The organism is Rhodococcus erythropolis NBRC 15567, assembly GCF_001552595.1.
Lineage (GTDB): Bacteria > Actinomycetota > Actinomycetes > Mycobacteriales > Mycobacteriaceae > Rhodococcus_F > Rhodococcus_F erythropolis.
Map to the genome: position 1 here is coordinate 41,070 of NZ_BCRM01000003.1, position 14,250 is coordinate 55,319.

Annotated in this window: 13 protein-coding genes and 1 riboswitch; of the genes, 7 read left to right on the forward strand and 6 right to left on the reverse strand. The window is 62.1% G+C overall.

The window, feature by feature from the left end:
* From RE4_RS07925 to RE4_RS07940, 4 genes are all read right to left on the reverse strand, one after another.
* Positions 1–1,095 carry a M20 family metallopeptidase gene (locus tag RE4_RS07925; RefSeq protein WP_020968524.1) on the reverse strand — a complete coding sequence of 365 codons (1,095 nt, stop codon included), beginning with the start codon at positions 1,093–1,095 and terminating at the stop codon, positions 1–3.
* A gap of 160 nt (positions 1,096–1,255) precedes the next feature.
* Positions 1,256–2,113 (reverse strand): tryptophan 2,3-dioxygenase, encoded by an 858-nt coding sequence (locus tag RE4_RS07930; protein ID WP_019747028.1) that lies wholly within the window; start codon positions 2,111–2,113, stop codon positions 1,256–1,258.
* 14 nt (positions 2,114–2,127) lie between these two features.
* Complete coding sequence (locus RE4_RS07935; protein WP_021342959.1) at positions 2,128–3,408, reverse strand: MFS transporter; 1,281 nt, start codon at positions 3,406–3,408, stop codon at positions 2,128–2,130.
* A gap of 208 nt (positions 3,409–3,616) precedes the next feature.
* Positions 3,617–4,462 carry a M55 family metallopeptidase gene (locus RE4_RS07940; protein ID WP_019747026.1) on the reverse strand — a complete coding sequence of 282 codons (846 nt, stop codon included), beginning with the start codon at positions 4,460–4,462 and terminating at the stop codon, positions 3,617–3,619.
* 203 nt (positions 4,463–4,665) lie between these two features.
* Between RE4_RS07940 and RE4_RS07945 the strand changes: the two genes are divergently transcribed.
* Complete coding sequence (locus RE4_RS07945) at positions 4,666–6,141, forward strand: amidohydrolase family protein (protein WP_019747024.1); 1,476 nt, start codon at positions 4,666–4,668, stop codon at positions 6,139–6,141.
* 86 nt (positions 6,142–6,227) lie between these two features.
* The gene (locus RE4_RS07950) at positions 6,228–7,499 is read left to right on the forward strand and encodes an alanine racemase (RefSeq protein WP_238077130.1); all 1,272 of its coding nucleotides are present in this window, start codon (positions 6,228–6,230) and stop codon (positions 7,497–7,499) included.
* Positions 7,500–7,523: 24 nt separating this feature from the next.
* On the opposite strand, the gene RE4_RS07955 is transcribed toward RE4_RS07950, so the two are convergent.
* Together RE4_RS07955 and RE4_RS07960 are read right to left on the reverse strand one after the other, a co-directional pair.
* A complete protein-coding gene (locus RE4_RS07955) occupies positions 7,524–8,975 on the reverse strand; it encodes a sensor histidine kinase (protein ID WP_060938386.1) in 1,452 nt (483 codons plus the stop codon).
* Positions 8,972–9,688: a response regulator transcription factor gene (locus RE4_RS07960; protein WP_007734368.1), complete on the reverse strand. Its 717-nt coding sequence runs from the start codon at positions 9,686–9,688 to the stop codon at positions 8,972–8,974. The genes RE4_RS07955 and RE4_RS07960 overlap by 4 nt, the downstream gene beginning before the upstream one ends.
* A gap of 170 nt (positions 9,689–9,858) precedes the next feature.
* On the opposite strand from RE4_RS07960, the gene RE4_RS07965 reads away from it, so the two are divergent.
* The 5 genes from RE4_RS07965 (at position 9,859) to RE4_RS07985 (ending at position 14,172) form a co-directional block, all read left to right on the forward strand.
* Positions 9,859–10,335 (forward strand): hypothetical protein, encoded by a 477-nt coding sequence (locus RE4_RS07965; protein ID WP_060938387.1) that lies wholly within the window; start codon positions 9,859–9,861, stop codon positions 10,333–10,335.
* The gene (locus RE4_RS07970; RefSeq protein ID WP_060938388.1) at positions 10,322–11,596 is read left to right on the forward strand and encodes a hypothetical protein; all 1,275 of its coding nucleotides are present in this window, start codon (positions 10,322–10,324) and stop codon (positions 11,594–11,596) included. Before RE4_RS07965 ends, RE4_RS07970 begins: the two co-directional genes overlap by 14 nt.
* Before the next feature lie 43 nt (positions 11,597–11,639).
* Positions 11,640–11,705, forward strand: a riboswitch (guanidine-III (ykkC-III) riboswitch).
* Between the two features lie 14 nt (positions 11,706–11,719).
* Entirely contained in the window at positions 11,720–12,034 is a 315-nt protein-coding gene (locus RE4_RS07975) for a DMT family transporter (protein ID WP_020906330.1), read from the forward strand.
* Between the two features lie 47 nt (positions 12,035–12,081).
* Positions 12,082–12,897 carry a hypothetical protein gene (locus RE4_RS07980; protein ID WP_060938389.1) on the forward strand — a complete coding sequence of 272 codons (816 nt, stop codon included), beginning with the start codon at positions 12,082–12,084 and terminating at the stop codon, positions 12,895–12,897.
* Between the two features lie 477 nt (positions 12,898–13,374).
* Positions 13,375–14,172, forward strand: coding sequence for a GAF and ANTAR domain-containing protein (locus RE4_RS07985; protein ID WP_020968516.1), 798 nt, complete (start codon positions 13,375–13,377; stop codon positions 14,170–14,172).
* Positions 14,173–14,250: the final 78 nt, after the last annotated feature.

Here is a 14,250-nt window from a genome sequence, read left to right on the forward strand (position 1 = left end):
TCACAGTCCTCCCTCCAGGATTCGAGTCACCAGACCGGCCAACAAGGTGGCGCGCGGGATCATCTGATCTATCTCTACGTGTTCTGTCGCTGCGTGGGCACCACCGCCGACGGCACCGAGGCCGTCCAACGTGGGAGTTCCGACTGCGGCAGTGAAATTTCCGTCCGACGCACCGCCGACTGCGCAGTCGCGAAGCATTCCCAACCCGCTCTCACTGCTGACCTGGTGAGCGAGAAAGTACAGCTTCTCCGAAGACACTGATTCCAGTGGTCCGCGGTTGGGTCCTCCGGACACCGAGATTCGGCTTTCGGCCAGCGCCGGTGTCAGCGCACGGATCGAACGGTCGATGCGTTCCTGTTCCTTCGCGGACCACATGCGAACGTCACACCACAGTTGCGCTTGCGCTGCAACGGTATTGGTCGTGGTTCCGCCACTGATCACGGACGGCACCACCGACGTTCCCGCCGCCGGGTCCGCGAGCTCCACCACGGCCTGAATCTGATGTGCGAGCTCAACTACGGCGTTCACACCTCGCTCCGGTTCCAGTCCGGCGTGTGCAGCGCGTCCCTCGATGTCGACGCAGTACAGCGACATACCCTTGCGCGCGGTCTTCACCGCGCCGTCGGCGGCGGCCTCGAGTACCAGCACAGCGTCGACCTGACGGGCTTGCTCCTCGATCAGTGCGCGCGAAGTCGGGGAGCCGATTTCCTCGTCGGAATTGAGGAGCACGACCACCCCGTCGAGCGACGGAAGCGATGCGAGCGCATGGAAGAGCTGGACGATGCCGGCCTTCATGTCGAAGACTCCGGGTCCGGTGGCGATGTTGTCGGTGACCGACCAGGGCAACTCCGCGAGCGTTCCGAGCGGCCAGACGGTGTCGAAATGGCCCAGGAGCATCACCTTCGGCTCCGCGCCGAACGACCAACGCAAGTGCTGGCGTCCGTCGATACGGATACGTTCGGGGGCGCTTCCGAGATGGCGTTCGCCGATGTCGGCCACCACGTCCGCACATGCATCGACTGCGCCGAGGTCGGAACTGGGCGACTCGGCGGTTACCAGCGCCGCCAGGTCCGCCACCATTGATTTCTTGTCCACTCCGACGCTCTCCTGTCACCGACTTGCAACTTCGCAGTCAAGCTTGGTCGAAGCGACCCTGTCGGATCTTGTCCAAGACTCCTGTCCTTCGGGCTCGGATTCGTCGTGTGTCACGAACAGCTGGGTGTGACAAGCAACTGTGTGTCATCAAGCAGGTGTGTCAGGTACCGATCTCTGTTCGGGCGGCAAACAGCTCGGGGAAGAAGCTCAACTCCAGCGCACGTTGCAGGAACCCGGCACCACCACTCGAACCGCCGGTCCCCTTCTTCATGCCGATCACCCGCAGCACCGTCCGAAGGTGCCGGAACCGCCACAGCTGAAAGCTCTCCTCGAGGTCGACCAACTCCTCGAATGCCTCGTACGCCGTCCAGTGCTGTTCGACGTTCTCGTAGATTGCCTTGACCAGCGGAATCAGCTCGTCGTTGCGCACATAGGGCGCGCTGACGTCTCGTTCGAGAGCAGACGCCGGAACGTCGTAACCCTGCCTGGACAGGTACCGCCAGAACTCGTCGTACAGCGTCGGCTCTCCGAGCAGGGTCTCCAACAATCGATGGGCGGACGGATCCGATTCGAACACCTTCAGCATGCCGGCGTTCTTGTTTCCGAGCACGAATTCCACGGCGCGGTACTGGTACGACTGGAACCCCGACGAGTTGCCGAGAACGCCCCTGAACTCCGCATACTCCGCCGGCGTCAGTGTCGCCAACACGGACCACTGTTCGGTCAGAGTGGCCTGGATGTGTTTGACGCGTGCGATCCGCTTGAATGCGACCCGAATGTCGTCGGCAGCGATCGCTGCTCTGGCCGCCCGTATCTCGTGGAGAAACAGCTTGAGCCACAACTCGCTGGTCTGGTGCTGAATGATGAACAAGAGTTCGTCGTGGTGTTCCGGCTCGCTCACCGGATGCTGCGAATCCAGGAGGGTATCGAGTCCGAGGTAGGCCCCGTAACTCATCTTCTCGGAAAAATCGGTGACGACGTCGTCTTCGATCTTCCGTGTGCCGTCCGTTGCCGACATCTTCAGTCTCCTTCTCAGAATTTCGCCGGGGTCTGCGGAACGATCATGGCCACCAATGCGGCAGCGCTCGTCGCTCCGACCAGGACTCCGAATGCAGCCATGTACGAGAACTGGTCCACCATCCATCCCATCACGAGCGGGGTGATGAAACCGGCGAACTGACCACAACCGTTGATCAAACCCATTCCGGAACCGAGGAATTCGGAAGGAAGTGCCCGCAACGGCATCGCGAAGATCGACATCGAACACAGACCGCTGATGCCTAGAGCCAACGTCTCGTAGAACGTGAACATCGCGACGGTGTCAGCGGTGGTCATCAGGAACAACAGGACTGCCGACGTGGCCATACACGGAACCAGAAGAATCCGAGCCCGGTCGTGGAAGTACTTGTCCACCAACCGCCCGCCCACAATCGTGGCCAGCGCCGTGACGATGAAGGGGATCGCGGCAAAGATTCCCGTGTCGATCAGCGAGAGTCCCTTGTCGTTGAGCAGATAACTCGGCACCCAGGTCATCAGACCGTACGCGGACATGTTGGCCAGGCAGAACAGAATTGCGAACTTCCACACCGACGCGGACTTGAACACCGCGGCGCGAGAGTGCTCGCTCGCCAGAGGTTGCAGCGCAGCCTCAGGATCTTCCGAGATGTCCGTGTCCAACGGTGCCGGCAGCACCAACCACACCACCGTGCCGATCACAGCGCCGACGATGGCCACCAGCCAGAACGCGTCACGCCACCCCACGGCCATGAGGACCGGCGCGATGATCAGCGGTGCGACGCCGGGGCCGAGGTTGTTGGCGCCGAGCATGAAACCCATCGCGGTCGCTCTGGTTTTCGGACGCGTCCGCTCAGCCAAAGCCTTGAACGACGCCGCCGGAAAGAGCCCCTGGCTGATACCGAACATCGCACGCATGACCATCAGCGAGATGAGACCCCACGCGAACCCGGTCAACGCGGTGAACACCGACCACAGGATCAACGCCACGATCAACAGTGGCCTGGGTCCGAAGCGGTCGGCCAACATTCCGCCGGGGACCTGCCCGAGCATGTAGAAGATCGCGAAGACCGAAACCACACCACCCAACTGCGTACTGCTGAGCGAGAATTCGTCGCCGATCATCGGAAGCGCAAGCCCGATCATGACGCGATCCACCATGTCGATCAACCAGATAGTACTGAGCAGCCCCACCGTAACGGTGGTTGTGCGACGAATCGACCTGTTGTCCAACATGTTTCGAACCGAACCGCCGGTCCCCCGCGATGATTCTTCCACTGTGACGCGTTCCGCCTTCATCAAGCCTCCCGAATTGTCTTGTGCCGCATGGACTAGAACATTGAAAAGACTGATGAAGTGTGACAGCGAACACGTCTACCGCATTGGTCCGTTTCACCAATACCTGAAGCAACGTTTGGTCGGTCGGAACATGTTCTGCCCCAGTAGATGACAAATGCCGCCGACGCACACGGCGTCGGCGGCATTTCGCGATGGAGTCGCTACTTCATCACGTGCGATTGGCGACTGCCACGATCGTCGAGACGCCTGCGGCTGCAAGCCGAGCATTGACAGTGATCAGGCCGAGAATGTCGTCGACGCTGCCGAGTGTGTGCGAAATCGTACGATCCGAAATCCGTCGTGAGCCGGGAACAGCCTCGGCGAGTTCAGCTCCCGTAGTGGTGGGGTGAACGATCTCGAGGGTCCATTCGTCACGCAGCTCGACCGGCTTCAGTGTGTCGGCCTTGCGCACTGCGCGCTCGGCGCCTGCTCGGATCTGCTCGCACGCCAGCGACGGCGGCAGCGAATTGGTTGCCGACCATCCGTGTGCCTTCTTGACCTCGACGGTCTCGGTTGTCGGCGAGGCCGCGTCCACCAAGCCACAGATGATGTCGTCACCCGTCACGAGACCGACGGGAACGCCCTGGGTGGCAGCGTAGAGGGTGTTGACGTCGGTCTCGGAGACGGACTTGCCGTCGAGGCGGACGTCGGCGAACAAACTCGAGAACGTGTGCGCCAGGACGCCGGGTCCACCAGCTGGTGCGTGATAGCCGACAAACAGGGCGACGTCGTGATCCGACGTCATTCCCTCGGCCATGCACTGCATCTTGGGTGATCCGAAGATCAGGCGCGCCCGTGGATCCAGATCGGCGTGAAGCAGGTTGTCCATCGTTCCGTGGCTGTCGTTGACCAGGACACTCGTCGCACCGGCGTCGAACGCACCGGCGATCGCAGCATTGGTCTCGGCGGTCATGAGCATCTGCGCACGGTGGTAGCCGCCACCGCCGCGGATCGTCTGATCGAGCGTCGCGATACCCGCGATACCCTCCATGTCCACCGAAATATAGACGTGCATTCCTGTCCTCCATCGATCTCAATCGGCTGAATTGATAACTTCGCTTTCACCTTCACACTCGACTGCATTCGTTTCTTGTCCGGTCGAACGGTGAGTCGGCCTCCATTTGGGACGTTCACACCAGAATCCGATACCCGAGCCGTGAAACCATCGGGACATTCGCCGGGCCAGGCGGTTCGACCAACGACAGGAGTGCAGCGCTGATGCAGGTCCACGACATCGTGTTCACCGGCGGCCGCGTCGTCGATCCCGCATCGGGGACCGACGAGGTTCGGGGCATCGCGATCACCGACGGCAAGGTCTCGGCGTGGGGTCACGACGCGATCGAGGCTCGGCAGACGATCGACGTGACCGGTCAGGTGATCTGCCCCGGATTCATCGACCTGCACAGCCACGGACAGGAAATCGCCGAGCAGCGACTTCAGGCGTTGGACGGAGTGACGACGGCCCTCGAACTGGAGGCAGGCGTCATTCCTGTTGCGAAGGCATATGCGCGTGCCGGTGCCGAGGGGCGCCCGATCAACTACGGCTACGCGACGTCGTGGGCGCACGCACGCATGATCGAACTCTCGGGCGCCGATCCCGATGGCGACATCAGGACTCTCTTGCACCATGTCGGTTCCCCGAGCTGGCAGGGCGAACCCACTGCCTCCCAGCGCGCCCACATTCTCGAACTCCTCGAAAACGATCTCGCTGCAGGCGCTCTCGGCATCGGCGTGGTGGTCGGATACGCCCCGAAATCCGATCCGGCCGAGTACCTGCAGGTGGCGGATCTCGCGGCCCGAGCCGGAGTTCCCACTTACACCCATGCGCGCCCACTCATCTCGGCCGATCCGTCGAGCCCGGTGGACGGCGCCGTCGAAATCGCCCGTGCAGCAGCCGAAACCGGCGCGCACATGCACTACTGCCACGTCAACAGCACCTCGGGAATGCACGTCGACCATGCACTGTCCGTGGTGGCTCAGGTCCAGGCAGCCGGATCTCGCGTCACGACCGAGGCGTATCCGTACGGGTCAGGCTCGACGGCCGTCGGAGCTGCGTTTCTCGATCCAGACAAGCTGCATCTGATGAATCTGACACCACGATCGCTGACTTTCGTGCCCACCGGTGAACGTATCGCCGACCGCAAGCAGCTGGAACATCTTCGGGCAACGGACCCCGGCGGACTGGTACTGGTGGAGTTCCTCGACGAGAACGACACCGTGCAGCGCGAGTTCCTCGAACGCGCGATGACTTTCGACCGTGCCGCCATCGCGAGCGACGCGATGCCACTGACCTGGCCAGGCCGTACCGCTGCCGATGCGTTGCAGTGGCCATTGCCGGAGAAGGCACTCGGCCACCCACGCGGCGCCGGCACCTATGCGCGAGCGATTCGTACGCTGTACCGCGAGCGTCAACTGCTGTCGCTGTCGGAGATCATCGCGCGCTGCTCGTTGATCCCCGCGCAGATTCTGGAGGAGTCGGTTCCCTCGATGGCGACGAAAGGTCGGATCAGCCCCGGTAGCGACGCGGACATCCTCGTTTTCGACCCCGAGCGAATCACCGACAACGCCACCTACATCGACGGCATCCGTCCCTCCACCGGAATCAGCCGCGTGCTGGTCGGCGGCGTACCCGTCGTCGAAGGCGGTGCCGTGGTCCAGGACGCGTTGCCCGGTCGCCCGGTACGCCGCTCATAGCCGGATCTCGTTCTGACCTGCATAGTTCTGACAGAAAGTCACCACACATGAACACATCGTCTGCAATCAACGGCACAATCGATGCCATGACGGATTTCGCGAACCCCCCGATCGGTTGGCAGCACAAGGCATTCGGCACCGACCTCGAAGGTCGCGACGGCTCCGACCTGGAGCCACTGGGGATCTCTGCGCTCGACGGCAACCTCCTGCTACCCGTGATGACACTCGATCGTGCAGCGATCGCGCACAATGTCGACCTCATGGCGCAGTTCTGCTCCGATCACGATGTGGATCTGGCGCCCCACGCGAAGACCACGATGAGCCCCGAACTGGTTCGTCGGCAACTCGACGCCGGGGCTTGGGCGATGACGGCGGCAACCGTTGCGCAGGCACGCATTCTGCGTGAGTTCGGTGTGGACACCATCATCATCGCCAGTCAGGTGCTCGATCCCGCCGGCATTCGGTGGATCTGCGACGCCCAGGCCACCGACCCCGATTTCTTCGTCACCACCCTCGTGGACTCGGTCGAGAGCGTCCGCCTGATGGAACAGTTGATCGCGAAAGTCTCACCAGCCAGCCGTATCCGGGTTCTCGTCGAACTCGGCTACGACAGCGGACGCGCGGGCGCTCGCACTGTCGAGCAAGCACTCGACGTCGCACGCGCAGCGTCGCAGGCTCCTTCGTTGATTCTCACCGGAGTCGAGGGTTTCGAGGGCATGATGCCAGGAGCCTCGGTAGCCGCCCGCCGTATTTCCGTCGATTCGTATCTCAAATCCGCGCGGGTGTTCACGGAAATCTGTGTGGCCGAGAACCTCTTCGAGAACAATTCTCCGAAGGCTCCCCGGCCGCTGGTCACTTTCGGCGGCAGTGCGTTTCACGATCTCGTTGTACGCGAACTGGCCGGACGGTGGGCAGTGGACAACGGTGTACGCGTCGTGCTGCGCAGCGGTTGCTACATCACTCACGATCACGGTCTCTATGCCGAGACTTCGCCGTGGGCTGACGGTCCGCGAACTCTGCAGGGAGCCGCAGAGGTCTGGGGCGTAGTGCTCTCAATACCTGAACCCGGACGGGTGATCCTGGGCTTCGGCCGCCGCGATGTCGGTTCCGACGCAGGCTTTCCCATAGTCCTGTGGCGCCGACGCGACGGATCCAACCGATCAGCGCGAGAGCTGACGATCACCGCACTCAACGACCAGCACGCGTACGTCGACGTTCCGGCTGACTTCGACGTGAAGGTCGGCGATCTGCTCGGTTGCGGAATCTCGCATCCCTGCACCACGTTCGACAAGTGGTCACTGATTCCCGAGGTCGATTCGGATTACCGCGTCGTCGGCACGGTGCACACCTACTTCTGAGGGGCCGGTTGCGGTAATCCGGCGTCAGTCGTCCTTCGGGTCACGCGGCAATTCGACGCGGAACGTCGTCCCCTGCCCGAGGGCAGTCTCGACGCTGACGGTTCCGTCGTGCGCTGCAACCAAAGCCGAAACGATGGACAGGCCGAGACCGGCGCCCCCGGTCTCACGGGTGCGAGAGGTGTCGGCGCGGTAGAAACGCTCGAAGATCCGCGCGGCATCCTCGTCACTCAAACCCTGACCGGTATCCGAAACCTCGACCACCGCGGAGTTCTCGGTCGTACCGACACGAACGGTGACCTGCGCATCCGGCGGAGTGTGTTTGATCGCGTTGCCCACCAGATTGGCGACTACCTGACGCAGCCTGGCCTCGTCACCCTGCACTTCGGGCAGGCCCGGGCCGCCGGTCATCTGAAGTTCGACAGTTCGATCCGGTGCGATCGCTCGTGCCGCCTGTACCGAATCCGCCGCAACTGCAAGCAGATCCACCGGCTTGTTCTCGAGTGGACGCTGTTCGTCGAGTCTTGCCAGCATGAGCAGATCTTCGACCAGAAGTCCCATCCTCGACGCCTCGCCCTCGATCCGGTTCATCAGCGTTTCCGTATCCGTCATGGCGCCTTGGCGATACAACTCGGCGAACCCACGAATAGTCGTCAAGGGTGTGCGCAACTCGTGGCTCGCGTCGCCGACAAACCTACGCATCTTCTCCTCGGAACGCCGTGCTGATTCCTCCGAAGCCTCGGTCGCGGCAAATGCGTGTTGAATCTGCGCGAGCATTCCGTTGAGCGCCACCGACAATCGGCCGACCTCGGTGCGGTCGTCACGCTCCGGGACCCGTCGATGAAGGTCGCCGGCGGCAATGGCAGCGGCAGTTTCCTCAACCTCGACCAGCGGACGAAGGCTCCGACGAACCACGAAATACGCTCCGCCGCCCAAGATCAGCAGGACAACCAGGCCGATGCCGAGTTGCAGGCCGACCAGGTCGTCGACGGTCTGTTCGATATCCGTCAGTCGCACACCGATAGTCGTGGTCGTGCCGTCGCGAACCGTCGTGAGCACGCGCCAGTTCACGTCCGAACCGTCGCTCGATCCGACGGTGATCGGGCCGTCGGTGGAATCTTTCGACAGGTCGGGTTCGGTCGTCGTCGACTTGTCGTTGAGAGTGAACACCTTCCCGTCCGCGGTCACCGTCCGAACGAAGAAGGGACTGGGCGGACGAGTTTGCGGACCGACATCGCTGGGTGGCTGCAAATCTCTGGTGTGCGGCTTTGCCCAGCCGTCGACCGCCTCGTACAGCGTTTTGTCGGTTCGCTGGGTCAGTGAATTCTCGAGAGCCGAAGTGACCGCGACGCCAGACGCCAACAGACCCAGCGCCGCCAACACCAGCAAGGCCGCAACCAGGGTGAAGCGCAGCGGCAGTGAATGGAGACGGAAACGACCCCGCTTCGGAAGCTGATCGTTTTCCGCGGCGGCGATCATTGCCGCGGTTCACGCATCACGTAGCCGACCCCACGCAAGGTGTGAATCAGCGGTGTCTCCCCCGTATCCACCTTGCGCCGCAGGTAGGACACGTAGGACTCGACAACTCCGACCTCCCCGCCGAAGTCGTAGTTCCAGACGTGGTCGAGAATTCGAGGCTTACTGAGAACCGTCCCGGCATTGACCATGAAGTATCGGAGCAGTGTGAACTCGGTGGGTGAGAGTGCAACCAACTCGCCCTTCTTCCAGACCTCGCGGGTGTCGTCGTCGAGTTCGATGTCGGCGAACTTCACCCGCGGCGACTGCTCCGGTGCGACCCCGCGGCCGGCGCGGCGCAGGATGACCCGCAACCTCGTCACGACCTCTTCGAGGCTGAACGGCTTGGTCACGTAGTCGTCCGCGCCGAGGGTCAGGCCGCTGATCTTGTCGTCGAGCGAATCCTTCGCCGTCAGAAACAGGACCGGTGCGTCCACACCGTCGGCACGGAGGCGTCGAAGCAGACCGAAGCCGTCCATCCCGGGCATCATGACGTCGAGAACAATCGCGTCGGGACGGAATGTCCGCGCGACGTCCAGGCCTTGGGCTCCGCTCGAAGCAGTCGCCACCTCGAAACCCTGGAATCGGAGGCTCACGGAGAGCAACTCCACGATGGTGGGTTCGTCGTCGACGACGAGGATGCGGGCTTCGGGGGTCTTGTCGGTCACGAGAACCATCTTCTCCCCTGCCACTGGATTCTCGCTGTATGTTCCCTGGGAGCTTCCTGTGAACGGCTGAGTGCAGGTGAAAAGCTGAGTGCAGGTGAAAAGCTGGGGTACAGGCCCACGAACCGGAAGGATGCGGCATGTCACTACCTCCACTGTGGAACATGGAATGACTGTGGAACATGGAATGCTTGACCTGGCGTATTCCTCTGTTCACCAACAACTCCGATCCCGGCGAGGATCCCGGCTTCGCGCCACCGGAGTCTTGGGCACGAGCACTCGCAGCTGTTGCCCAAGATCTGCGTTGCCTGCGATTCGGACCTGAAGTTGTTGTCGACCGTCTGATCTGGGAATTTTCGATCAACAGCGACTACAACGTCACGATCGGCTGGCAAGGCGCACGTGACATCGGCGGATTCAGCCACTTCAACGCATTGTCGATGGATACTGCATTCGCGGACGCTGCGGTGTGGGTCGCCGATATCGTTCAGACCAAATTGGCCGGGTACGACTTCGTTCAGTGGCCGAGCCGAGGGCGCCATCTGCTTGTCCCTCGACTTCGAGACGGGGAACCGGTGTGGATGGATCCGCACGGCGATGTGACGATCAGTCGTATCGGCGAGTTGTGCAAAAATTCGACGAATTATGCAGCAACGTAGCCCAGTTCAAATCGCTCAGCTCTACGGTTCGGTGGCGTCCGCGCTGGTCGGCGGTGTGGTGGCCGCGTACGCAGTGGCCGAGTCTCGAGTTGACGACTTCTCGTTCTCCGACGACGGCCTCACCTCGGTGGTGATCACACCGCAGTGGGCGGGAGCAACTGCCGCTGTGGTTGCGGCGGTCGGTGTTGCGCTACTACATCGCTGGGGACGTGGCGGACTCGCGAGTGTCTTCGCTGCCGTTGGCGCCCTAGTCATCGCGTTACCAGCATTCGTCCCTGTCTCCGCCTCGATATCGGTGACCCTGAACGCAATGGGAGCCGGCACTTTCCTCGCGGCGGCGGCATATCCGACGAAGAGTCACCGCGCAGCACAAATTGCTCTCGCACTCGGGGTGACCGCGACGACCCTGTACTTCGGCGGCGCAGACTTGTGGCGCGATCGCGTCGCAAGGTGGTCGCTCACACTTCCGGGCGATACCTACCCCGTGCCGTCCACGGTTCCCGTCTGGATACTGCTCGCTGCAACTCTTCTGGTAGCCGGAGTCGCCTTGGTCGCACGATCAGGTCAAGAGACGGACGACGTCGACACACGCCTGGTGACTTTGGGAGTTGTTCTGCCCCTGGCATTCACGGCCCTGTATGCGTGGTTGGGCTCGATGTCGACAGCGCCTGGGTCCTGGGTGACGGCGGTGGTGATCGCGGTTGCCGTTACCGTCGCACTGGCTTGGCGTTTGCCGCAACACGACGCCCGCTTCATACTCGCCGGACTCGCAATCGGCACGGTTTCGATCAGCTCGATTTCCTTTTCATCCGACTGGACTTGGGCGGTGCCCGCGGTGGGTGCTGCGCTGGCGCTGGGCGTCGCCGTCGGCTGGAAAAGACCAATGCCCCAACTCGGGCTGGGACTGCTTGCCGTGACCGCACTCTCGGAATTGCTGGATGCCGCCCTGACCACGGTCGCCTACGTCTTCGTCCTCCCACTTGCGCTGGGACTGGCCGTCGCGTCATGCATGCCTGTTGCCGTCGGAGCAGTCGCGAGCGGGTCGGTACTTCCCTTCACTCTTACCTTGTTCTCGGTTTCAGCGACCTTCCTGGACCCTGCCTCGCAGGAATTCGGGTGGTCGACCGCTCCGCTCGAGGAACACGGTCCGGCCGCCGTGACCACGCCGATTCCATTGACTGTTCTCGCTGCGACGGCGACGATCGTGGTGGCCATGTCGACCATCCATCTGAAGAGAGTTCGAACGGCTGTGGTGACCTAAATCGCCAGCTGATCGGGTCGGAACGCAGAATTCTGTTGCTATGGTTGGGTGGTCAACGACGACATCCGGACGAGCGCACCGTACCCGGCCAGCGAAAAGACGGTGCCTTGGGAGTTGTTCACCATGGCATGGATCGTGCTCGTCATTTCCGGACTTTTCGAAGCTGTCTGGGCTACCGCGCTGGGTAAGTCCGACGGATTCAGCAAGATGTCACCCACCGTTGTCTTCATCCTCGGCCTGATCGTCAGTATGGCCGGCCTCGCGTATGCAATGCGCACCCTTCCCATCGGAACTGCGTACGCGGTCTGGGTCGGCATCGGCGCCGCCCTGACCGTCGGATACGCGATGATCACCGGTGCGGAGTCCACGTCGGTCGTCAAGATTCTGCTGATCCTCGGCATCGTCGGTTGTGTGGTCGGTCTGAAGGTCCTTCACTGACCGGCGATCCTGGTGAGTGTTTGTGTGTTACCGGTTACAGTTAACGCATGAAACTGCTGGAGATGCTCACGCTTCCCCTACGCGCGGGCATTGCAGCCGCAGAGATCAGTTTGGGTATCGCCGAACTGACGGTCACGACAGTTCGTATCGCCGTCGGTAATACCGGTGCCGTGACGGCGGGTGCTGCAGGCCTGGCCAGCCCCCGCGGACCCATGCAGATGATCCAGCAGTTGTCATCGCTTACTGCAGACGATCGGCCCATCGGGCAGGCCTTGGCCCCCGGTGGGCCGCTCGATCGACTTCTCGCACCCGGCGGCCCGGTCGACAAACTGACCGCACCCGACGGCACTCTCGAACGACTACTCGCTCCCGGCGGGCCACTCGAAAGACTTCTTGCCCCCGGCGGACCGCTGGATCGGGTGCTCGCCGAGAACGGCGCCTTGGAACGGTTGCTCGCCCCGGACGGTCTCCTCGACCGAATGATGGCGGAGGACGGTCCGCTGGAACGCCTGACCGCACAGGACGGTGCTGTCGAACGCCTGACTGCCAAGGACGGTGTCATCGATCGCGCACTGGCCGAGAACGGCATCCTCGAAACACTCTTGGCGGAGAACGGCGCCTTCGAACGGCTCATCGCCGAAGGCGGCCCGCTTGACCAGATCGTTGCACTGTCCGATACCTTGACTTCGCTCGCCCCCAACCTCGAGAGAATGAGCGCCAGCATCGAGGTACTGCAGGAAACAGTCGGAATCCTCAGTGCTGCAGTCGGTCCACTCGGAGAACTGGCCGGCAAGCTTCCCAATCGCTGGCTCAAGAGCAAGGGCGAGCGCCCAGGGCCGGACCTTCCGATCGAATCGGCATAACAAACGGTTACTCGCCGATTACGCGGTCAGTTGTTGATCACGATGTTGAGATTGATGATGATTCCGCCGAAAGTCAGAATCGTGTTGGCCAAGCCAACGGTCATTCCACTGTTCAGAGCCGCGATCAGTCCGTTCATCGTCGTATCCCCTTCACTGTCTGCGGGTTACGCGTACAAGATTGTGCGCTGGCGCTGACAATAGGCCAAGTTCGCGACCTGCGCGCCATTGCGGAGAAAACTTGTACCGCGGTCGCAGTTTCCGCGTTAACTGTTGCAGGACAACGCAATTCCATACTCGGCGCACTACCCGCAAATGACTGAACCAAACATCACGATTAGGCATACGTATCCCACCCGCATAACCGTCTGCCCCACCAGACACTTGTCCACCCAAACAGAGTGCACAACAGTTAGTCCGGTGCAACAATAAGACGAATCGGACATGCCTGCGACGTGATGGGGAAGGGTGGTTGAGACAATGACGGCGCCGCGCATTGCCAGAGAACACCGCGGCCCTACCGGGGGCCGAAATTCTGCGTCGCAGGACAGCCTGGACGCCGCCTCGGACGCCCTGCAATCGCTGTACGCGCACCTCGATCCACATGCCCAGGCCGAGCAATTTCTCGAACAGGTCTGCAAACACGCCGTCGATCTCATCGCCGACGCCGACATGGCCGGAATTACCATCGGCGGTTCGGATTCGACATTCCGAACCGTAGCCGCCACCCACCAACTCGTTCGCACCGTCGACTCGATCCAATTCCGACTGGACTACGGACCGAGTGTGACGTCGTCACGCACGGGCACGGTTGTACGTGCGCATGCCAGCGAAGCCCACAGCCGGTGGCCTCAATTCGCAAGCGCGGCAAAAGCAGTCGGCGCCGTCAGCTTTCTGTCGATGCCATTGCCCGGTAGAGATCGCCCGCTGGGAACCCTCAACCTCTACAGCCACGACCTCCGAGGTTTCACCGGCGCCGACGTGGCATTGCTCCAACTGTTCGCCGTCACCTCGTCCTACGCACTGCACAGCTCGCAACGCCTCGACATCGCCAGAAAGCACGCGATGGACCTCGAGCGTGCACTCGAATCGAGAGGCGTCATCGAACAAGCCAAGGGCATCATCATGGGCACCCACCGCGTCGACGCCGACCGCGCCTTCCGCATCCTCATCCAGGACTCACAGCGCAGCAACGTCAAACTGCGAGTGATCGCCCAGCAGTACATCGACGGCGCGATCGATCCGCGCCAGGCCACGAACAAGCCTGAGACCAACTGAACCCGGCAAACACTGCATCTCGGCAACCACAGCGCTTTGGCAAACACAGAGGCACCCACCAGAATCTAGGTGAGTGCC